The organism is Bacillus sp. FSL R5-0512 (genome assembly GCF_038593295.1).
Lineage (GTDB): Bacteria > Bacillota > Bacilli > Bacillales > Bacillaceae > Bacillus > Bacillus safensis.
Genome location: NZ_CP151982.1, coordinates 3541911 through 3565274, shown reverse-complemented (window position 1 = coordinate 3565274; position 23364 = coordinate 3541911). Strand labels below are relative to the sequence as shown.

The following is a 23364-nucleotide window of genomic DNA, read 5'->3' as shown; positions in this document are numbered from 1 at the left end:
TCATATGACAAAAATCAAAGGTTTTCCAAAAGGATTTTTATGGGGCGGCGCCATTGCGGCTAACCAGGCAGAAGGCGCCTGGAATATAGATGGAAAGGGACCGTCTGTTGCAGATATTGCAATGTACCGTTCCAACTTGAGTGTAGAAGATTATGAAGGTCATCTTGCTGTTACCACTGAAAATATAGATCGTGCAATGAAAGATCCAGACGATAAAAAATATCCAAAACGCAAAGGTATCGATTTCTATCATCACTATAAAGAGGATTTGGCTCTCTTTGCAGAAATGGGATTTCAAACACTTCGGATTTCTATTGCATGGAGTCGTATCTTCCCTACTGGAGAAGAAGCGGAACCGAATGAAAAAGGGCTTCAATTTTATGATCGTGTCTTTGCAGAAATGAAAAAACACAACATAGAACCGATCGTGACTCTCTCTCATTATGAAATGCCTTTAGCGCTTAGTGTGAAATATAATGGCTGGGTTGAAAGAAAAGTCGTTGATCTCTTTGTTAAGTTCGCCAATGTATGTTTTGAACGATATAAACATGATGTGAAATATTGGCTCACCTTTAATGAAATTGATAGTATTCACCGCCACTCTTTCATTACAGCAGGAATTATTCCTGATCGCTGCCCAGAAGGAAAAGTGGAAGAAACGGTGTACCAAGCACTTCATCATCAATTTGTCGCATCTGCTCTCGTAACAGCAGATTGCCATCGCATCATCCCAGGCAGCCAGGTAGGATGTATGCTGACAAAATTGACAACGTATCCGCATACGTGCCACCCGAATGATGTGGAACAAGCTTTGAAACAAAACTTAGAAAACTATTTCTATGCAGATGTTCAGGTATTTGGCGAGTATCCGCCACTGATCAAGCGCATGCTGGAGAGAAAAGATATTCATATTCAAATGGAAGCAGATGATCTTACCATTTTAAAAGAAAACACAGTAGATTTTATCTCATTCAGCTACTATATGTCTTTAACGGAGTCAGCCCAAGAAGGTTTAGAAGAGACAGAAGGGAACACAATTCGAGGAGTCAAAAACCCTTACCTTCCTTCAACTGACTGGGGCTGGCAAATTGATCCGATTGGTCTGAAAATTTCTTTGATCGAATTGTATGATCGCTATCAAAAACCTCTTATCATTGTCGAGAACGGCATGGGTGCAAAGGATGTAGTTGAAGGTGATGGCTCTATCCATGACGACTATCGTATTAACTATTTTAGAGAGCATTTCCGTCAAATGAGAGAAGCGATTGAAGAAGGCGTCGATCTCTTTGGATATACGAGCTGGGGCTCGATTGATATTATTAGTGCAGGTACATCACAAATGTCAAAACGCTATGGCTTCATTCACGTCGATCAAGATGATGACGGGAACGGGACATTAAAACGATCTCGAAAAGATTCATTTTATTGGTACCAAAAAGTCATTAAGACAAATGGTGAATCGCTTGATTGAACACCACAATCATGAAAACAGGTGATGACGATGTTTAAAATCAAAAAAGTTTTAAACTCGAGTGTGGTCCTGGCTGAAGATCAGAACCAACAGGAGATAGTATTGTTCGGCCGAGGAATTGGCTATGGACAGAAACCAGGTCAAATGATAGAAGAGAAAAAAGCGGACCAAGTCTTTATGTCAGTTGATAACATGAGAGCAAAAGAATTTCTTCAACTGTTAGATTCAATGCCTCAGGAGTTTATCGATTTAACTCAGCACATCGTCCAATATGCAGAAAAACGTTTAAACTCAACTTTAAATTCAGGTGTTTATTTTACCTTAATGGATCATTTGAATTTTGCAGTGGAACGTCATAAAAAGAATATTAATATTACGAATCGCGTGTATTGGGAAATCAAAAACTACTATACGGAAGAATTTGAAGTAGGGAATTACGCACTTGAGTTAGTCAATGACACATTGGGCATACAATTACCAAAAGAAGAAGCTGCTAATATCGCCTTTCACTTAATTAATGCATTAGGTGAAAAATCCGATTCGAAAGATGGTATGAAATATGCCAAGATGATCGGGAGTATTGTCAATCTTGTGCGCTATACATTGAATATGAAAATGGATCAAGAGAATATTCATTACAGCCGGTTCATTACACATGTGAAATTCTTTGTAGAAAGATTTTATGCTGATAAATTATTATCAGATCAAGAAAATGAGTTGTTTGAACAAATTGCACACTTATATCCTCAAGCGATGGATGTTGCTTTTAAGATCAAAGACTATATTAAACAGGTGCATAGTATCGTCATTCCTAATGATGAGCTTACTTATCTTGCGGTACATATACACCGCCTCATATCTTATCAGCAACTAAAATAAATGTTGAACCACTTGCCTTGATGAGGCGAGTGGTTCTTTGTATGACCAATGTTTATATTAAGTTCCGATAGGTCGTTCTGTTGTACCAGGATTTTCATCATTTAATGAATTGAAAGCCCCTGTTTGTCCTAAAACAACGATGGTCAAAGCGATAATCAATAAACTCATTTTTTTCATTAGAATTCCCCCAGTCAATGATAGGATGTTTCATGCGATCAGCTTCCTTTAAGAAGAGATAGGCTTGATGAATTGCTCCCAGCTCTTCAAAGTGTTTTGCAGCTAATGCACTTAATTCACAGGCTCCTTCAGCATCCTTTAATTTTTTAAGAATGCTGATTTCATCGAAACAGGCTTGAGCTTTTTGAGCCATATCTTCAGTGAAATATAGATGGTAAAGCAAATTCATTTTTGCTGTATAGATGGGACACTTCTCTGATTCATGTTTTTGATTCACCAATTCGAAGTAATAGAGAGCTTGTGTCCTTTCATCGATAGAAAGCAGCTCTTTCATTAACATGTACATGGAGTGATGAAAGTAACACGAAGAGAGATAGTCTTCATCACTAAGAGTCTTTTCTAGGGCATCGATACATTTTTTTGATTCGCCAGCTTCGGCGTACAAAATGCTGATATTATGATAAAGCTGTGATGTTAGAAAATGATCGTTGAGACTGTCTGCGATGTGTAATGCTTTTTTGTAGTAGTCTTCTGCTCTTATAAAGTCACCAATGTCCATATAATTAGCAGCGGCGATGACAAAGGCTGCAGCTAGTCTTCTCTCATATCCTTCATGACTTTTGAAAATATCAATAGCATTCTGAATGTAGTGTAGAGAAATCAGGCTTTGACGAAGCAGCATATATAAGTTGGCGATTTTCGTATGGAATTCTGCTACTTCTATTTCATCAGGAATGTGTTGTAGTTTTTTCTCGGCAATTTTAAACAGTCCAATGGCTGATGCATAGTCTCTTTTATATGAAGCGTAAAGGGCTTTGTATAGGTAAAAATAGTATTCAATTAAGTCGTTTGTTTTAGAAGGGCAATCTGGTTCTGTCTGTTCCTTCAGTTTTGTACCTCTTCGTTCATATAACATGAGCTTATACTTGCCTTCTAGCAATGAGTAATAGGTCAAGACCTCCTGATTCTCTTCCATTTTTTGAAGTAATTCTTTTAATTCTGTATACATTGCTTTTGCACTGTGTACATCATGCTTGCGAATTGCAATTCTCCAATCATTTAAACGATTCCCCACCTGTTCAGCAGAAATGATAGCCATGGAAATTTCACCTCTTTAAGATCCTTTCACCTGTTTCATAAAAAACGATATCACAATTTTTGGAAAAATATAATCGTTTCTGTGAAGTGATTGACAAGAGGTAATAAAAGGGACCTAAGGTCATGTGATGTACGATATTGTAAGGGTGATTGCTTGTTAGCACAAATGAATAAAATCTCTTTTTGGAAGTCTAAAAAAGGAATATATACAATGGATTTTATGATAATGAACGAAAATATCACTCGTATATTTGGAATAAAGAAGTTTTAGCTATTTCAGAGGGAAAATGGAAGGTCGATCTAGGAAAGAAAATCATGTAGGATGTTGCTAGATCATGAGATAAGAAACTGATAGATGCAGCCAAAAGTAAGTATTAAACACAAACTTAGACCTTTAGAAAGGATGTTGAAATGAAAAAAAGATTTCCAAGTTTAAATAGAATCACAGTCATTATCGCGACTCTGTTACTTGTTTTAGTGACTGTTTATATGTCAAAGAGATACTTTTATAGCAAAGAAATTGAGCTGCTGACAGAATCTTGTCAACAAGCTGGCGGCAAAATCATCTTAGAAACAAATAGTTTGTCTATGGATTACTCGTTTGAGTGCCAAAAAAAATAGAACAGGCAGTTTCCTGCCTGTTTGTTCTCAAATTAAAAACCTAAATCTTGCAGCCATTGATTTAATCTCATTTCTCGATTCTCGGCAGTTGAGTGATCATATCTTCCTAGTTGTAAACTGGCTACAATTTCCCCGTCATTCATAAACATGATTCTTTCAGAACGAAGAGCCACCTTGGGGTCATGTGTGACAAGCAGCAGTGTTGCTCCTTCAGCGTGAATCATTGAAAAAATATTCATCACTTCTTTTGTTGTACTGGAATTAAGAGCACCTGTTGGTTCATCAGCGAAAAGTATGTCTGGTTCATTCATGAGCGCTCGGCAGATAGCGGCTCTTTGAAGCTGTCCTCCCGATACTTCTGTCAAATATCTATTTGCCAAATGATCAATATCGAGTTTTTTCATTAAATATTGAGCTCGTTCATTCAATTCTTGTCTTGGCTTTTTCTTTGCTAAATAAGCTGCAGCTATGATGTTGTCAAATAAATTAAGATTTTTTAATAAGTGGCTGTGCTGAAAGACAAACCCCATCTCTGTTAAGCGCAGAGCAGTTAACTGTTTGTCTGTCATTTCTGATAGTGATCGGCCTTTATATTCGATCTCTCCTGTTGAAGCTGTTTCTATGCCGCTAAGCTGATAAAGTAATGATGTTTTCCCGCATCCAGAAGGTCCCATAATGGTCACGAATTCCTCATGCTTTATCGATAAATGAATATCCTTAAGAATGGTTTGTTTTTGTCCTTTTAATGAATTGATATGCAAAGACAATCGCTTCGTTTCAATCAAGTGTTCCATGTGAAACATCTCCTTATAAAAGTGTTTGCCTTGTCGTTTGACTAGAAAAAAACGTCTTCAATAACCAGGTGGTCAAAGCTAAATTGACAATAAATAGTGTAAACGGGTACACAACTGACACCCATTGTGGTGACAGCCACTGGAGGCTCGACGCCCCTAATGTTGCTCCTCCTATACTCATCAAAGCAGGACCAATGGTATTGACCGCGATTGTTCCAATAAAGGCGCCAAAAGAGAGAACAGCGATAAAACTCGTTATATATTGTACTGTTATATCTGTTATAGAAAATCCAATTGTTCTTAGCATGTGGTTTCGGCTTGAATCTTTCGCCTTTAACATGTGCAGAAACATGAATAGCATTAAGCTGGCGGTTCCAAAGGCAGCTAATGCAGCAAAAAATGCAATGACTTTTACAATAGCTGCTGTGCTGCCGATCGTTTGATGAACGTATTCTTTCATATCTGTCACTTTTGCAGGAGATACCTTCTTTTCAAATACTGTCTTTTTCTCTGCGATATTTACTCCTGGTTTTAGTTGGATTTGAACGGTTTGCCAAAGAGCTGTTTGAGGAAATGGCTGTGATATTGCTTTTGCTGTTTTGCCTCCATTGGTCACGTCCTGATAAATACCTGTTACCGTTCTTTGGATTTCATGCCCATTAGTTACGAGAGTGATTCTTTCTCCTATCTTTTTCTGAAGTGAATCTGCATTTAATACGGATAAGGCAATTTCTTCATTCTTTAAAGGCTGTCGTCCTTGTAAATAGTTGAGGGGAAATGCTGAGAGCTCACCTGTTTCTAAGTAGAGCGTTTCTAATGTGTTCTCCTTTGATTTCACCTGAAGAGAAGTAGTTTTATAGATGGCTGCTGTTTGTATGCTCTGATCTTCACGAATCATTGATTCTATTTCGTTTGTATTTTTCGCTAGATGATTTCCTTGGCGTATATCCATTCGAAGGTCACTTTTACCAGAGCCAAGGTATGTGATGAAATCCGGTGATTGTAAGGTATGCCATAGCTGAATAGGCATGAGCATTAAAAATGTACAGAGTGCAATAATACAAGAAATCGTTGTGTACAGCTTCTTTCGTGATATCAGGTCTTTTAAACCAAGCCAAATATTGATCGGTATGAACCTGCTTTTCTTGAGGTGCATAGGTATTCTTTTCTTTTGACCCAGTGGGTTGATAACGCCTTGAAGTGCTTGAGCAGCTGATATTTGACCAAACTTTCTTAAGACAGCATAGCTGCAAGAGATGATGATCATTGCCGTCGCAATAGAAACAAAAAGCGGGATTAACCAATGAGCAAAAGAAGGCTGATTCCCCATGTAACGGTGGATATTGGTTGTAAACATATCACCAAATATAAGCGTTAACACATATCCTGCTATACACCCTGCACAAGCAAGCGCGGCATACTTACCAACGTATAATTGCTTGATTCTTGTTAAAGGGATCCCAAGCACCTTCAGTATGCCAATTTCACGTTCATCCTCTTCTATTGAAGCCGTCATAGCAAGATGGAGTGAGAGAAGGGCTATACTGATGAGCAGCAGGCAAACAAGCAGGAGAATGGCAATGACCATTCCATCTGTCAATGCATTCAGCATACGCAGTAAAGGTAATGTGACAGATGGACCTTGTTGTGGCAGTTGTGATGATTGATAGATGGCTTGAAATGTATCTGTCTGCGCGGCATCATGTAGTAAAAATTCGATTAAGTACTCTTTGTGATGAAACACTTGATTTATTTCATCCCAATCCTCGTTATGAAGAAGAAATCTTTTTGAACTGACAAGACTGGGGTTCATTTGTGCATCTCGCAAGAACGCTTTGATGCGAAAGGTGAATTGATTAGCTCCTTTCTCAATCAGTAACGTTTCACCTATGTTGAGCTGATACTTTTGTTGAAAATAAATTGGGACAGCCACTTCTCCTTTATTGACAGTGAGCTTTTCGTTTTGTTCATTTAAAAGAAAATCAAAGTTGCGATTTTGCTTCACAAATAAATGATCCATCACACCTGCTTTGGCAGGCTCATGTCCGAACCTGATGTTTGCATGTTCAATTGGTATCATTGGGACGATTTGATGGGCTTTTACCATGGACTGCTTGCTTGAAAATGCTTCAATGTCTTTTTCATTTAGGTCGCCGTCATGTATTTGGACAAAGTCTGGCGCTTTGGCAGAATGGAGCAGGTTAGAAATGGAACCATTCAGCTGTACGATCATTTGAGCTGCACTTGCTGCGAGAAATGAAGTCATCATGATGCAAATGGTTAAGCCGATTGCAATAAGGCGGTGACGGGTTAAGTCTTTCTTTATAAACGCTAATCCCATGAGGCTGATTCTCCTTCATGCTGAAGCATATTTTTTGTTAAGCAGGCTAGTGCAAACATGAAAGTACTGACGATGAGCACCGTCACATACACGGTGGCTGAAAACGTATTGAACAAAAATCCATACATCATTTGGCCAAGCGGAGCAGCACATTGAGAAACCATTGTCAGATTGGCCATCACTTTTCCCAACTGATGATTTGGTGTTTTCTTTTGAACATGTGAAATCACAACGATTGAGATCATAGTCAGCAGCATAGCAATTGGAAGGCATCCTGCTAAAAAGAGAAAATAAGCTGGATAAGTGCCAAATTGAAGAGCTGTTTTGGATGTTGAGAACGCCACAGGCAGCAAGATGACTGCGATGACAAGAAGCCAGCGATATAAAGTAGGAATGCGCCATCGCTTCGCTACAAGTCCAACTAGCAGAGCCCCTGCGATGACAGCGGACTCAATCAAGCCCATGCCTATTCCATACATGATGTCACTGCTCTTCATTGTGACCCTTAAAATGATTGGTCCCCCAACAATAAAAAATGGTGTAAGGATGAAATTTAACATTGCAGCAAGCAGCATGGCTCTGTTTAAAAATGGCTGGCTGCCAATATAAGAAAATCCTTGTTTCATATCTTTTATGAGCACTTTGCCCATAGACTCTGTCAGCGGGCTAGGGGAGAAGGAAATGTTTAACCTTAAAAGCATGCAGGCTGATAGGAAAAATACGATGGCACTTGCACCGATGATGGATTGGCTTCCAATCATTCCGTATAGAACTCCTCCGATAATAGGTGCGAGAACACCTGAAAGTGCCTGAACGCCATTGACGATGCCGTTTGCTTGTTCTAATTGCTCTTGTTTCACTAGCTGTGGAATGCTGGACATGACAGCGGGAGCATAGAACGTACTCATCACGCCAAGCAGTATCATGACAGCTCCGATCATATAGAGTGAATCATTTCCCGAAAATAACCAAAAATAAAAGGCAAGAATCATCATGCCGGTGAGGACATCAAATAAAATCATTAAGTTCCTTCTGTTAAACCGGTCAGCGATTGCACCAGCTAACGGGGAGAGAAGGAGCGGGATATTGGATAAAGCGAAAAGTAAGGCATATAAATCAACTCGGTGCGTCATATCCAGTACGTGTAAAGATAGAACAAACCGAATGAGAGAAGATCCGAAAACGGAAATAATCTGTCCGAGAACGAGGTATATAAAGTGGGATGAGCCTCTTTTGGATAACAAAGACATAAATATCACTCTCCTTTTAGACCGACCGTCAGTCTATAATGTATGCAGGATTGGTATTGAAGTGACCAATCACTGATTATTTTCATCCAGCTCTCCAGATAATCGCTTGAGCAGGAAGGAAAAACTTCCCTTTTTTGCATGCAATGAGGATTCGAGTATATCGATAAAAGCTAAAGCGCGTTGTATACTTTCTTCGGCTGACCATTGAAAAAGGCCTTCATCAAATATGACCTGTGCAGAAGCAAGAAGAAATTCAACCGTCTCTTGCGGATACTTCGTTTTAAATGTCCCTTCCTCTACACCTTGCTGAATGACATCTGCCAACACGGGTGATAGTTCTTTAATGGCTTTGATTAAGCTTTTTTGATGCATTTCTGCATTAGAAGGCTGATGAAACTGATCAATCATGCCCTGTTTATGGCTTCCTTGCTGAGGTGATTGCGCCATGATGATACGAAATAGTTTGTCAACGACTGGAAGGTCTGGCTCAGCCGCAATACGCTTTGCCACGATGATATCTTCTTTGATGATCCTGTCAATAATGGCATCCATTACTTCTTCCTTGGATGCAAAGTAGTAGTAAAAGGTGCCTTTTGCAATGCCAACGGCTTTTAATATGTCAATAATCGTTGTTTTCTGATAGCCTTTGGTTGAAAAAAGCGCTTCGGCTGCGTTTAATATGTCATTTTTACGTTCCTCAGGATGTTTAACGGTTCTCATAAAGCCATCCTTTCTTTTAACTAGACTGTCGGTCGGTTCTTGATTTGATTAAACACTTTTCAGGGTGTCTTTGTCAATGGCTCGTTTTTAAGCACTTTGCGTTTATTGTTCAAAGACACTATGATACATTGAATGAAAAAAACTTCTGGGGAGATGGCAAATGCAATTTTTGACCAGTGAATTGGCTCAAGAAATGGTTGAACGTACGATGCATATTTTACATAAAAACATCAATGTGATGAATGCAGATGGTGTCATTATTGGTTCTGGTGAACGAAACAGGATTGGCCAGAAACATGATGGTGCACGGCTTGTGCTGACAAGCGGGAACAGTGTGGAAATTGACCAGGAGACCTCTTTGCGCTTAGAAGGGGTGAAACCTGGGATTAACTTGCCTATCTGCTTCCATAAAAAAGTAGTTGGTGTGATTGGAATTACTGGTGAACCAGAGGACATTCGGCATCATGCCGAGCTGGTGAAGATGGCAGCAGAACTGGTGTTAGAGCAATCTTTTCTGCTTGAGCGGGTTCAATGGCGTCATCGAATAGAGAGTGAAATTGTCAATCAGTTGATTTCATATTCTGATGCTGGGGATCATCAGCTGAAAAATCGAGCGGCTTGGCTGGGAATGGATTTAGACAAGCGCCGAATGGCTATTGTTTTTCAGCCAGTTCCCTCCTCAGAGGATGCTGTTCATAAATTGATGCATGCGATTCAATATGATAAGAAGGCAGATGATTTACTTGGCATGACCTTTTGTCATGAATTGATTCTTTTAAGTCAGCCCATACCTGAACATCAAGTAAAGCAGGCGGCAGGTCATCTGCAAAAAACAATGCAAAGAGCAGTAGGAAGCCAAGTGTTAGTGGGGATAGGGACTGTCGCTGAAGACATCAGCCAGCTGCCAATTTCTTTTCAGCATGCGAGAGAAGCCCTGAGGTTAGGGAAGGCTCTTGATCCGGAGGAAAGTATGTATTTCTTTGAGTCTTATCAACTGGAAAGCTTATTCATGATGGCGGGAATTGCTGAAAAGAAAAGTCGATGGACTGACTTTTACAAGCCTTTGACACAAGAAGCAGAGCTCGCCCATACATTAAGGGTTTACATTGAAGAGGGCGGTGATTTGCAAAGAATTGTTGATCGTTTATTTATTCATCGAAATACATTGCGTTATCGTTTAGACAAAATTCAAGGATTGACCGGAAAAGACCCTCGTCATGTAAAACAGTTAATCGAGCTTTATATGGCGCAGCTAATGACTCAACTATCTTGATTGTGCAAATGCACAATTCGGTAGAGTGGTCAGTTAAAAAAGTTCATCCAGATTCACAACACAATCCCTTTGGGTAAACGCTTACAATTGGAGAAAGATATTTTTAGGGGGATTGAGAATGGGTGGAGATGTGACGGTAAGTACTCTGGGAGCCATGGCGGCGCTTGTGATCGCGATTGTTCTCATTCTAAAAAAAGTATCACCTGCTTATGGCATGCTGGCAGGTGCATTTATAGGCGGATTGGTTGGCGGTGTAGACATTGTTCAGACCGTCAACGTTATGATGGAAGGTGCTAAGGACATGATTCCGGCTGTCCTTAGAATTATGGCCGCAGGTGTACTGGCTGGTGTTCTCATTGAATCAGGTGCAGCGTTATCTATCGCTGAGGCCATCGTGAGAAGGCTTGGTGAGGCGAGGGCACTATTAGCACTCGCTCTTGCAACAATGATTTTAACAACAGTAGGCGTTTTTGTAGATGTTGCGGTTATTACGGTAGCGCCAATCGCACTTGCTATTGCCAAACGCGCAAAGCTCTCAAAAACGGGAATTCTCCTTGCTATGATTGGAGGAGGGAAGGCAGGAAATATCATGTCCCCGAATCCGAATGCTATTGCCGCTTCAGACGCTTTTGGTGTACCTCTGACTTCAATGATGGCTGCAGGAATCATTCCGGCTGTGTTCGGGTTGGCGGTTACATATGTATTAGCTAAAAAGCTTGCAAACAAAGGGACACCCGTTCTTGAAGAGGAAACTGGGCAAAATAAAGTTCAAATACCTGCCTTTTTTCAAGCACTGGCTGGTCCGCTGGTTACCATTTTATTGTTGGCTTTAAGACCGCTTTTTCAAATCAATATAGACCCAATGATCGCCTTACCGATTGGAGGGATTGTAGGTGCTCTTTTCATGAAAAAAGGGAAATTTCTCAATGATTATGCGATGTCGGGGCTCCATAAAATGTCAGGTGTCGCGATCATGTTATTAGGGACAGGTACACTAGCAGGAATCGTATCGAATTCTTCCTTAAAAGATGTGTTTATTCAAGCACTGGATGCATCGGGTTTACCTCCATATTTACTTGCGCCAACTTCAGGGATATTTATGTCAGCCGCGACCGCTTCGACAACAGCAGGAACAGCGGTCGCGAGTGGTGTGTTTAGCGGAACGCTGATTGGGCTTGGTGTATCTGCTCTTTCAGGGGCAGCCATGATTCATGCTGGCGCAACAGTGCTTGACCATATGCCGCACGGGAGCTTTTTCCATGCAACAGCAGGAAGTGTTCAAATGGATATCAAAGAGCGTTTGAAGCTCATGCCTTTTGAATCGTTAATCGGTTTGACGTTAACTGTTGTATCAACCATTATTTTTGGCGTTTTCCAGCTGTTTGGCTGAGGACATGACAAGAAAAGAGGGGCTTTAGGATGAAAATTGTGATCGCACCAGATTCATTTAAAGAAAGTTTGTCTGCTTATGAGACAGCATGTGCCATTGAACGAGGATTTCGTTCTGTTTTGCCAAACGCAGAGTATATCAAACTGCCAATGGCAGATGGAGGAGAGGGGACCGTTCAATCGTTGGTTGATGCGACTGGCGGACATATTGTTCATCAAGTGGTCACGGGCCCGCTTGGTGAGCCAGTGAATGCCTTTTTTGGCATGTTAGGAGACGGTCAGACTGCTGTCATAGAGATGGCTGCAGCCTCTGGTTTACACCTTGTACCGCGAGAAAAACGTAATCCGTTATGGACGACATCGAGAGGAACGGGTGAATTAATACTTGCAGCGCTGGATAAAGGAGCGAAGCATGTGATCATTGGGCTTGGCGGAAGTGCAACAAATGATGGCGGTGTTGGGATGATGCAAGGATTAGGTGCAGCTTTCCTTGATAAAACAGGACATCCCCTGACGTCAGGCGGCGGGGCACTTCATCAATTAGCTTCAATTGATTTATCTGGACTTGATCCAAGACTGCAATCCGTCCGTCTGGAGGCGGCTTGTGATGTGGATAATCCTTTAACGGGTGAGAGAGGAGCGTCTGCTGTTTTCGGTCCTCAAAAAGGAGCAGATGAAGAAATGGTTCAAGTGTTAGACAAGAATCTGGCTCATTTTGCACATTTAGCTGAAAAGCAGTTCAATGTCTCCTTTGGAGATGCAGCAGGGGCAGGAGCGGCAGGAGGGCTTGGTGCGAGTTTATTAGGCTTTTTACAAGCGGATTTGCAAAGAGGAATCGATATTGTGCTGAAGGCTGTTCATTTTGATGACGTCATCAAGGAGGCAGACCTTGTCATTACGGGAGAAGGCCGAATTGACCGGCAGACCATTTATGGAAAAACCCCAATCGGCGTAGCCAAAGCAGCAAAGCAGTATCATCTGCCTGTGATTGGCATTGCAGGCTCTCTTGCAAACGACAGTGGAGTCGTACACGATCATGGAATTGATGCACTGTTTAGTATCGTTCCAGGTATTACCTCTCTGTCTGAGGCGATACGAGATGCGGCTCTTCATGTAGAAAGAACAGCTCGGAATATCGCGTCTGTGATACAATCTAGCCTGATAAAATAAAAAGAAAACTTGTAGATGATATGATACATCTACAAGTTTTTTTTTTATAAAGATTCACAAAATACCCATCAAAACGAATGAAAAGATCTATGAAAATACTTAGAAAACAATTTATAACAACTATTCATTTTTGAGGTTTTGAATTATAATGTTTAGGATGTCAGTTGGGGGAATTTAGTCCCTCATGATGATATTTGTCTTTCAATTTTAAAATTTTGTGAGATTACTTTGTAGGAAGTTTATATAGGTGAGAAATAATTCAAAGGAGTTTTTTAAATTGAACAACATCAGGGACAAAAAAATATGGATTTTTAATGCTACTAATTCATTTGTTGGAAATCCTAAATGGTTATTTATTTATGTGAATAAATATCGTCCAGATATTACAGCATATTGGATGTGTGACGACGAAGAAGTAATTAATAGAATTAGAAGTTTAGGATACAATGCAGAATTATACTCTTCTAAAAAAGCAGATAAAATTAAACAACAAGCTGGAGTTTTTGTTGTACATCAGGTAAAAGAACATATACCCGTATTATTTAAAGATGAAGTTGTCATTCTCAATTTATGGCATGGTGTTGGATGTAAATCTATAGAGCGAAAAGTTAATTCAGTCCAATTAAAAGAAAGAATATACAAAAAATATATTAAATATAATTCTATTTTTAAAAATAATCAACTATTCTTGGTAACTTCTCCGTTAATGGAGAAGCACTTTAAAGAACAAGTCGGTATAGATGATGACAAAATTATTAGAGCAGGATATCCAGCTGTAATGTATAAAGAGTCATTTTCTTCTTATAATCATGATATTTTGAAAGAAAAAGGACTTCCTGAAGATACGAAAATCGCGTTATATGCTCCAACATTTAGGGATGGATCAACCACTGCATTTTTTGGAAAAGCGATACCTGATATGGATAAATTAGTAGAAATATTAAAAGAAAATAATATGCTAATGATCTTTAAAATGCACTATTTGGTAAATAATGATTATCAATATAATCTTTTAAAAGAGAAATACAAAGATTGTCCACATTTGCTATTCTGGAATGAGGATAATGATGTTTATGAAATTTTCAATAAAATTGATATCGCTATTATGGATTATTCATCGATATTTTACGACCTGCTTGCAGCTGGTGTCAAACATTTCACACGTTATATCTTTGATTATGATGAATATAATAATTTGCGTGATTTCGTTTTTGATTATAAAGAGATGACTTTTGGACAAATAACAAATAACTTCGAGGAGTTATTAGAATATCTGAGTTCTTATGAAGATAAGGTGGAAGAAGATAGAAGAGAAGAAATTTATGATCTTTTTTGGGAATACACTAACGACAATTCTTTTGAGGAAATTATTGAAAAAACGCTAAAGTTTAGTCCTGAAAAAAGAGATTTCCCTACTTTATATAGTTTTGATCTTTTTGATACACTTATTCAAAGAAAAACGTTGGAACCGGTAGGTATATTTTTCTATGTTGGAGAGGCGGCTAAATACAGTGGACTAAAATTCCCTTCATATTTAGTTGAGAACTATCCACGTGTAAGAGCCCAGGCGGAATCTTATGTTAGGGATTACTATAGAAAATCCTTAATCATTCGAGAAGATGATAGATTAGAAATCTTTTTTGATGATATTATGCTGAGATTACAGGATTTATATCATTTAACAGATCAGCAAGTAGAATTTTTAAAAGCAGAAGAATTTAAAGCTGAAATAGAAAATATAGAACCTATGAAAGATAGAGTAGAATACGTTGTAGAACTGGTTAATCAAGGAAATGACGTTGTGTTAATTAGTGATATGTATTTACCTAAAGAAGTTATCTTAGAGATGTTAAAGAATGCGGATGAACGTCTGGCGGAATTACCTCTATTCTTATCTAGTGATTACGGTGACCAGAAAACAACAAGAAAACTCTATTTAAGAGTATTTGAGGAAATGAACTATAATTACAGTAAGTGGGTACATTATGGAGATAATCAAGCAGCAGATTTAAAGGCAGCAAAATCTCTAAATATACAAGCTGTACATCACCATATGACAAAATTTAACGCGTATGAGAAGCAGTTAGTAAATAGAACTAGAACCTATGATTCTTACTTAGCTTCAAATTTATTGGCTAGATTTAGAGAGACAAATAATGATGCAACTAATTATTATGCTTATTCTTATGTAAGTATGTATTTTGTCCCTTATATTCATTGGGCAATTAAACATGCTATGAGAAAAGGAATTGATACACTCTATTTTATTTCAAGAGATGGATATTATCTCAAACTTGTAGCAGATTCAATAATCGAAGCAAATAAGTATGACATAAAGACGAAATATATTTATGGTTCAAGGAAGGCATGGAGAATTCCATCTTTCATAGATAAAGTGGATGAAGAATTCTATTCCGTTTTCGGAAATTTCGAAGGCATGACCGATTTTAGTAGTGTACTAGACGCATTATCAATGAATGAATCTATATTCGATGAAATATTCCCAGAACTAAGCCATCTAAAAAACATTAATAAGATTGATAAGAACACAAAAGAAGCAATAAAAACCACTGCAAAGAACTCTCTAAAGTATGAAGAATATTTATTAAATAAGGCAAAAGAAGATAGAGAAATCATTACAAAATATTTGAAACAAGAAATTGATTTTAGTGAGCGTTTTGCATTTGTGGAATATTGGGGAAGGGGTTATACCCAAGATTGCTTAGATCGATTACTAAACGATGCATATGGAAGCAAAATAGAGACAATATTCTATTATGCAAGAAGTATTTATCCAACTACAGGTACTTCAGTTAGATATAATTATACTTCTAAAATGACCTCTCTAATATTTATAGAGTCAATTTTTGCTAATATACCATATCAAAGTATTACAGGATATTATGAAAAAGATGGTATAATTAAGCCTGTAATTAATTCGAGAAACTATGAAACAAAACTTCATGATGCCATTAAAGAACATACTTTAGAATTTATTAAACACTTCTATTCACTACCTCTAACAGATGAGGATAATATTGAAAGAAGCTTATACGATTATGCGGTTGATTATTTCAGAGTGCATCCAACAGATCATTACATTTTGAATGTTTTTGCTCCCTTGAAAGATTCAGTAAGATTATACGAGCCAGAAGTTGAATACGCTCCTGAAATAACGTTAAAAAAGGTCATGCCCAAATTAGTCGGCAAACCGATTGATTTGGAGACAAAAAATATGAGAATGTCACTGGCAAGGTCATCTAAAGGCATCAAATTTTTACACAGGTTAGAAAAGAAATATTTTGAGAAAATTCAAAAGAAAATAAGAAACAGAATGGCTAGAAATAAAAAAATACTGAAAGATATATCGAATGTATTCAAAGTTTAATTTGCAGAAATCGGAAGGTCATCTATAAAGTGTCTTTCCAACCATTATTCTTGTGGAGGAAACAAAAATGTCTAATCTACCGAATTGTCCTTCGTGCAGCTCACCTTATACTTACGAGGACGGCAGTCTGCTGGTTTGTCCTGAGTGTGCGCATGAATGGTCACTTGAACAAGAACAAGCGGCAGAGGAACAGCTTGTGGTCAAAGATGCGAATGGGAATCTGTTAAGTGATGGGGACACGGTCTCTGTCATTAAAGACCTAAAAGTAAAAGGTTCTTCATCCGTTTTGAAAATAGGAACGAAGGTCAAAGGCATTCGTTTAGTTGAAGGCGATCATAACATTGATTGTAAAATTCCTAGCTTCGGCGCAATGAAATTAAAATCAGAGTTTGTGAAAAAGATATAATGTATGAAAAGAGGCTGTAAGAGGCCTCTTTTCTTATTTATAGGTGAAAGGAATAATCTCAAACAAAATTCCATACATATATACCTGTTGAAAAAGATCCATTTTTTAAAAAATCAAGCCTCTTTTCACATAAAAATTCGCAGTTTTCTTAACTCTACCTTAAAAAAGGCAGATGATTCGCTAAATTTCGGCTAATCCCCTTCACAACTTTTGGGCATTGCTGTACCATATGGAAGTGTTCTTCTATTTTTGACGGATCATGGAGTTTATCAGGAAATAGAATGATAGATGATACTTAGACACAGAAGGAGAGGTAACGTGACGAACGTTTTAGAACTGCATAATGTATCTAGGCATATTCACGGGAAAAAGATTGTTCAAGACTTGAGCTTTTCTGTCCAAGCGGGCGAAGTCTTTGGCTTCTTAGGACCAAATGGTGCAGGGAAAACAACAACCATTCGTATGATGGTCGGTCTTTCTCCCATTACATCTGGTGACATTCTGATTAATGGTCATAGTATTCAAACCTCCTATCAGTATGCTATCCAACATGTCGGTGCGATTATTGAAAATCCAGAAATGTATAATCATTTAACGGCAAGACAAAATCTTGTTCACTTTGCCAGAATGAATGGGAAAGTGGATGAAGCGCGAATTGATGAGCTGTTAGAGCTGGTCAGCCTACAGCATGTGAAACATAAACGTGTGCGTACATTTTCATTAGGAATGAAACAGCGATTGGGCATTGCGCAGGCACTCATACATAGACCGAAACTGCTAATCTTAGATGAGCCAACCAATGGACTTGATCCTGAGGGGATTCGAATGATACGAGATTACTTGAGAAGGCTTGCGAAGGAAGAAGGGCTGGCTGTAATTGTTTCAAGTCACCTCATGTCAGAGATGGAATTGATGTGTGATCGCTTTGCAATTATCCAAACCGGAAAGCTGATTGCGATTGAGGATCAGCGTGCTGAGACGAAGCAGGATGATTTGGTTAATTATCGAATGAAGGTGGCAGCAGGGGAGCTTGAAGAAGCACAGAAGCTCATTGGTGCATTTGAGGAAGGCGTCACTGTAAGAGAAGAGGAGCAGTACTTATTTTTCTCTATGCCAGAACAAAAAATGCCAGAATTAATCCGTCATTTGAGCAGCGCGTCTATTCATTTGTACGAGATCAAAATTGAAAAACAAACCTTAGAAGATAAGTTCTTAAGCTTAACAGGTAAAAAGGAGGCAGACGTATGATTCGCCTCATTCAAAACGAGTGGATGAAGATTAGTTATCGTGTTGGTACTTGGATTATGGTTGGGCTTCTTGTTTTAGGTATGGTTGCCACGCTGATCTTTGTAGTGAAAACAAATGACAAAGATCAAGCTTCAGGTGATTGGAAAACCCAGCTAGAAATGATGAATAAGGAAAACAAGAAGGAGCTCAAAGAGACAGAGAATGGTTTCTTTAAAAGAGAGCTTGAAAAAGAGATCGCTATTAATGATTATCGAATCAAGCATAATTTGCCGCCAGCTAATCAGTTTAGCCACAGTGTATGGGATTATGTGAAAACAAACGCCAATTTACTTCAGCTAGTCGGTGTGTTTGTGATCATTATTGCTTCCACCATTGTGTCGGCTGAATACAAGCATGGTACAATTAAATTATTATTGATTCGCCCACCATCAAGGCTAAAGATCCTAATATCTAAATATATTACGGTGCAGCTGTATGCTCTTTTACTTGTTGGGGTGCTATTTATTTTGTCATTCATATTGGGTGCTATTTTCTTTGGACTTAACACTGATTATGTGAATTTGGTGTATCAAAATGGTGAAGTGATTGAACGTTCACAGTTTGCCAATATGGTCTATTATTATCTCGCTCATTGTGCAATGTTTGTCGTTTTGGGAACCCTTTCGTTCGCCATTTCTACAGTGTTTAGAAGTGAAGCTATCTCCATTGCCATTAGTGTGTTAGCGTATATTGTGGGTGGATCAGTCACAGGTATTTTAATGCTCTTCTTTGATTGGTCAAAATATCTGTTATTTGCAAACGATCCATCCCAATACTTTATGGAACAGGTTACTGTTATCGAAGGTATGTCCCTAGGATTCTCACTAATCGTCCTAGTCATCTATTGGGCTATTTTCTTAGCCATTGCCTTAATCGTCTTTCAAAAGCGAGAAGTGAAAACAGGTTAATTTAACTTTTTAGGAGGTTTACACATGATTAAACGTAAAGGTGAAAAAATTATGGGGATTATTAGTATTGTCCTCAATGCCATTGGTGTCGGGTTTGGGGCATTAATCCTTTCTGTGGGTCCATCTTTTTATGATGAAATCAATGAAGTGTTAAAAGAGGAAGGGGAAACATTGCCGATTGAAACACTTCAAGCTTCTGTCAATGCATTTGGTACGCAGTTTATGGTCGTTTCCGCAATTGCGGCTGTGCTGTCGATTGTAGGTGTGATTTTCTTGAAAACTGACCGTCGTGCCGTGCTTTCAGGTATTCTTTTCTTGGTTTCTGCTGTGACTCTTTTAATTGGAACAGTTGGCCTTGCATTCGCTCCAATGGTTCTATTGTTTATCATTGGATTAATGTCTCTTATTAGAAAGCCGAATTCAGACATTCACACAAGTGAATATCCTTCATAATGAAAGAAAAGACATGCGCACATCCGCGCATGTCTTTCTTTTTAAATGATGCCAATCAGCATCGCCACAAACAGAAGGATAATACTGAATCCCCACATCCAAAAGAAGGAGTAGCGGATGTGTTTCCCCATATCAACCCCTGCAAGACCTACGGCGAGCCAAACAGCGGGAGCAAGCGGGCTGACAAAGGTTCCGATGATGTTTCCAATCATCATGGCATATGCCGCAGAAGTACCTGGTACGCCAACTTCAGATGTAATGGATTCAACAATTGGCAGAAGGGCGTAATAATAGGCATCTGTACTTGTCAGCATATCAAGCGGCACTCCAAGCATCCCAACAATGATATGTAAAAATGGCAGCAAGAAGGCTGGTAAAATGTGAATACTGTCCACTGCAATGGCTTTTAGCATCCCTGTGCCTTCAAGAATTCCTAAAAATGACCCTGCGGAGAAAATGACAGCCGCCATCATCAGCGCACTAGGTGCGTGGGCCTTGATCCTTTCCATTTGTAGATTCACATTCGGAAAGTTAATCAACAGTGCAAGTGACAGGCCAATCATAAACATAAAACTAGCAGGCATCACGTTCAACACGAGAAGCACCACAACACACAAAAACAGAACAAGGTTCACCCAAATGAGATGATAACGCTTTAAAGAGGCGTCTCCCGTTTCACTAATAGACTGAATGGCACGATCCCAATCTGCACCTTCTAGTTGAACCGCAGCTATTTCATTTGCAGCAATTTTTACCCGAATTCGCTTTTCTTCCCTTTTTCCTAAAAGGAATGCCATTCCCAACACGAGCACAACGCCAATGAGCTGAATTGGAATGAGCGGAACCCAGAGCTCAGAGGGGTCCATATTCAGGACACTTGCTGCCCGTCCAGTCGGTCCAGCCCATGGAATCATATTGGTTAATCCAGCACTCGTCCCGATTAATAACAGCAGTAAATAAGGACTCATATGTAATTTTTTATAAAGCGGAAGCAGTGCAGGTACAGTTAATAAAAAGGTCGTAGCCCCTGCTCCGTCTAAGTGTGCGATCACCCCAATCAAAGCAGTTCCCATTGCAACTGTGACAACATTTCCTTTTGTCAGCTTGATTAAAGTTTTAATTACAGGTTCAAAGAACCCTGTATCTTGCAAAATGCCAAAAAATAAAATGGCGAAGATAAACATGGTCGCCACCGGCAATACTTTGATAATCCCTTCCTCGAAGAAGGTTTGAATGTCATTGATCCCAAATCCCGCAATGAGTGCCCCTATTAAAGGCACCATGACCATGGCGACAATTGGACTTGCTTTCCCCCAAATCAGCAGCACAACAATCGTTAAAATAATCATCAATCCAACAAACGTTAACATAAGCCCCTCCCCCTACAAATAAACCGTTTACATTTGTCTATACTTTTCATCCAATGCATTCCCACAGCTGCATTGAAAAAAAAGGTTATCAAATTTAAGAGTATGAAGCAACCGCTTTCATACCTATACAATGGTAAAAAAGGATGGAGGGACCAGTCGTGTCGCGGCATCAAATATTGTAAAAAAATTTAGATAAAAATAACGATTAAAGTTCACAATGATTAATATGGGTATTTAGACTTATTAAATCAAAAAGCGCCCAATAAATGGACGCTTCTTTCAACTATTTTTTCAAGATGACATACTCGTAAGGATCAAGTTGAAGCTGCTCAGGCACTTGCTGTCCAGTCAGCATATTCTCATAGCTTGCCTCTGAATCTAGTGACATGTTCTGCTGCTCTTCTGTGAAATTCATCAAAAACACATAGTCCTGCGTACCGTCTGTTCGTTTTTGTACACTGACTCCTTCTGGAATTGCAGTGGATAGGACGGGCTGTATGCCAATACCTGCGATAAGGTCTTCGTAAAACTCATCATAAAAAGCCTGCTCATTTTCTGAGGCCATATAGTATGCTTTCCCTCTTTCTAATGAACGGACAGTCAGGGCCGGCTGTCCTTCGTAGCAGCCATTCTCAAAATGCCCTAGCACAGAGGCCGTCTCAGGGTGTATGGATTCGCAGTATTGTCCGACATGATAGGTGCGTCCATTCCCTGTGGTCATTAACACATGTTCATCAGGCATCAATGTGTTGATTTCCTCTGCCCAGATGCCAAGTACATGGCGGAGAGGACCAGGGAAACCGCCGAGGAAACAGAGATCATTTTCATCGACTATGCCGCTCCAGTAAGTCGAGATAAAAATGCCGCCCTCTTTGACAAAGGCTTCAATTTTTTCTGCAACGCCTGGTTTGATCATGTAGAGCATTGGCCCAATGAGCACACGATAGGATGAGAAATCTTTTTCCATTCCGACAATGTCAACAGGGATGCCTTTTTTCCAAAAGCTTCGATAGTGAGTTTGACAAGCCTCTACATAGCGTTTGTTTGTGTTATTTAAGCCTTGCGCATCATCAATGGCCCAGTGATTTTCCCAATCGTAAATGATGGCGACCTCTGGCTGAACGGACGTGCCCGCAATTGGCTGCAGCTGCTCCAGTTGTTTCCCTAGATCAGCTACCTCTTGAAACACACGCGTATGTTCATGGCCAGAATGATCGACAACGGCACCGTGGAATTTCTCAGAGGCGCCTCGGCCTTGCCGCCATTGGAAATATAGTACGGAGTCTGATCCGTGGGCAATTGCCTGCATGGCAGAAAGGTGTGCCATGCCTTTATGTTTGACCTTGTTCACTTCATGCCAGTTTACAAGGCTAGGCGTACTCTCCATGACGAGAAACGGCTGTCCGTCCTTTAAGGAACGATACAAATCATGTACAAAGGCAACGTTTGATGCTAATTCGGCCGTTGTTTCTCTGCCGCTATGCCAAGCAGGATAGCTATCCCATGAGATCACATCGACCTCTTTTGCAAATTGATGATAATCCAGCCCAAGGAATGGACGCATATGCGGATAGTCGCCCATAAAGTTCGTGGTTACTGGGATATGAGGCGTCAATTCCCGCAGCGGCTTAATTTCATTTTGATAAAAATTGATCGTTTGTGCTGTGACAAAGCGCTTCCAATCCAGGTTCATGCCGTGAATCATGTGCTCCCCATGCGGTGCAGGTGACTCGATTTGTGACCAATCACTATACGTATGGCTCCAAAATCCTGTCCACCATGCTTGATTTAAAGCCTCAAGATCATGATTGTATTTGTCCTTCAAATAGTCTCGAAATGCTTCCTGGCACAGGTCGCAATGACACTCGCCGCCGTACTCATTTGAAATGTGCCACATGATCAGTGCGGGATGATCCTTGTAGCGTTCCGCCAGCAGCCGGTTGAGTGCGTTCGTTTTTTCTCGATAAACCGGAGAGGTAAAGCAATGATTATGGCGCAGTCCATGTAAGTTACGCTGACGATTCGCTTCGACGCGCAATACTTCTGGATATGTTTGTGACAGCCAAGCAGGTCTTGCCCCGCTTGGCGTTGCGAGAATGGCGTGTGCCCCCTGCGCTGCTAAGCGGTCCATGATGTCATCCAGCCATGCAAAGTCATACTGACCTTCTTTTGGCTCTAGCTTACTCCATGCGAAAATGTTGATGGAGAATGTTTGACAGTGTGCAAGCTTCATTAATCGAAAATCTTCGTCTATGATCTCTGGCATATGGAGCCATTGATCTGGATTGTAATCGCCACCATGCAAAAAGCCTTTCACATTTGGGTGAACGAGTGGGTAACGCTTTCCCATTTTGTCACGTCCTATCCTT

General features: G+C 39.7%; 17 protein-coding genes. 10 read left to right on the top strand and 7 right to left on the bottom strand.

Features of this window, described 5'->3' with window-relative positions:
* Positions 1–4: 4 nt before the first annotated feature.
* A complete protein-coding gene (locus tag NSQ25_RS18315) occupies positions 5–1471 on the top strand; it encodes a glycoside hydrolase family 1 protein (protein WP_342497912.1) in 1467 nt (488 codons plus the stop codon).
* Positions 1472–1501: 30 nt separating this feature from the next.
* On the top strand, positions 1502–2350 hold the full coding sequence (locus NSQ25_RS18310; RefSeq protein ID WP_326135961.1) for a PRD domain-containing protein: 849 nt from the start codon (positions 1502–1504) through the stop codon (positions 2348–2350).
* A 97-nt stretch (positions 2351–2447) separates the two neighbouring features.
* On the opposite strand, the gene NSQ25_RS18305 is transcribed toward NSQ25_RS18310, so the two are convergent.
* The 5 genes from NSQ25_RS18305 to NSQ25_RS18285 form a co-directional block, all read right to left on the bottom strand.
* Positions 2448–3626, bottom strand: a complete 1179-nt coding sequence (locus NSQ25_RS18305; RefSeq protein ID WP_326135960.1) for a Rap family tetratricopeptide repeat protein — start codon at positions 3624–3626, stop codon at positions 2448–2450.
* 652 nt (positions 3627–4278) lie between these two features.
* Positions 4279–5040, bottom strand: coding sequence for an ABC transporter ATP-binding protein (locus NSQ25_RS18300; RefSeq protein ID WP_326135959.1), 762 nt, complete (start codon positions 5038–5040; stop codon positions 4279–4281).
* A 13-nt stretch (positions 5041–5053) separates the two neighbouring features.
* Complete coding sequence (locus NSQ25_RS18295) at positions 5054–7381, bottom strand: ABC transporter permease (protein ID WP_326135958.1); 2328 nt, start codon at positions 7379–7381, stop codon at positions 5054–5056.
* Positions 7372–8631 (bottom strand): MFS transporter, encoded by a 1260-nt coding sequence (locus NSQ25_RS18290; protein WP_326135957.1) that lies wholly within the window; start codon positions 8629–8631, stop codon positions 7372–7374. The genes NSQ25_RS18295 and NSQ25_RS18290 overlap by 10 nt, the downstream gene beginning before the upstream one ends.
* Before the next feature lie 69 nt (positions 8632–8700).
* Entirely contained in the window at positions 8701–9351 is a 651-nt protein-coding gene (locus NSQ25_RS18285; RefSeq protein ID WP_075621420.1) for a TetR/AcrR family transcriptional regulator, read from the bottom strand.
* 160 nt (positions 9352–9511) lie between these two features.
* Here NSQ25_RS18285 and NSQ25_RS18280 point away from each other — a divergent pair, with 160 nt between their 5' ends.
* The 8 genes from NSQ25_RS18280 to NSQ25_RS18245 all read left to right on the top strand — a co-directional run bounded on the left by NSQ25_RS18280 (position 9512) and on the right by NSQ25_RS18245 (position 19625).
* Positions 9512–10624 carry a sugar diacid recognition domain-containing protein gene (locus NSQ25_RS18280; RefSeq protein WP_326135956.1) on the top strand — a complete coding sequence of 371 codons (1113 nt, stop codon included), beginning with the start codon at positions 9512–9514 and terminating at the stop codon, positions 10622–10624.
* 118 nt (positions 10625–10742) lie between these two features.
* Positions 10743–12014, top strand: a complete 1272-nt coding sequence (locus NSQ25_RS18275; RefSeq protein ID WP_081125160.1) for a GntP family permease — start codon at positions 10743–10745, stop codon at positions 12012–12014.
* A 29-nt stretch (positions 12015–12043) separates the two neighbouring features.
* A complete protein-coding gene (locus tag NSQ25_RS18270) occupies positions 12044–13183 on the top strand; it encodes a glycerate kinase (protein ID WP_326135955.1) in 1140 nt (379 codons plus the stop codon).
* Positions 13184–13460: 277 nt separating this feature from the next.
* Positions 13461–16571 carry a CDP-glycerol glycerophosphotransferase family protein gene (locus tag NSQ25_RS18265; protein ID WP_326135954.1) on the top strand — a complete coding sequence of 1037 codons (3111 nt, stop codon included), beginning with the start codon at positions 13461–13463 and terminating at the stop codon, positions 16569–16571.
* Between the two features lie 67 nt (positions 16572–16638).
* Positions 16639–16977: a zinc ribbon domain-containing protein YjdM gene (locus NSQ25_RS18260; RefSeq protein WP_024423969.1), complete on the top strand. Its 339-nt coding sequence runs from the start codon at positions 16639–16641 to the stop codon at positions 16975–16977.
* 318 nt (positions 16978–17295) lie between these two features.
* Positions 17296–18225 (top strand): ABC transporter ATP-binding protein, encoded by a 930-nt coding sequence (locus NSQ25_RS18255; protein ID WP_326135953.1) that lies wholly within the window; start codon positions 17296–17298, stop codon positions 18223–18225.
* Positions 18222–19172, top strand: a complete 951-nt coding sequence (locus tag NSQ25_RS18250) for an ABC transporter permease subunit (RefSeq protein WP_326135952.1) — start codon at positions 18222–18224, stop codon at positions 19170–19172. Before NSQ25_RS18255 ends, NSQ25_RS18250 begins: the two co-directional genes overlap by 4 nt.
* Positions 19173–19196: 24 nt before the next feature.
* Positions 19197–19625 (top strand): DUF4064 domain-containing protein, encoded by a 429-nt coding sequence (locus tag NSQ25_RS18245; RefSeq protein WP_034281406.1) that lies wholly within the window; start codon positions 19197–19199, stop codon positions 19623–19625.
* Between the two features lie 41 nt (positions 19626–19666).
* On the opposite strand, the gene NSQ25_RS18240 is transcribed toward NSQ25_RS18245, so the two are convergent.
* A complete protein-coding gene (locus NSQ25_RS18240) occupies positions 19667–20995 on the bottom strand; it encodes a citrate:proton symporter (protein WP_326135188.1) in 1329 nt (442 codons plus the stop codon).
* 283 nt (positions 20996–21278) lie between these two features.
* Positions 21279–23345, bottom strand: coding sequence for a beta-galactosidase (locus NSQ25_RS18235; RefSeq protein WP_144496471.1), 2067 nt, complete (start codon positions 23343–23345; stop codon positions 21279–21281).
* Between the last annotated feature and the right edge of the window lie 19 nt (positions 23346–23364).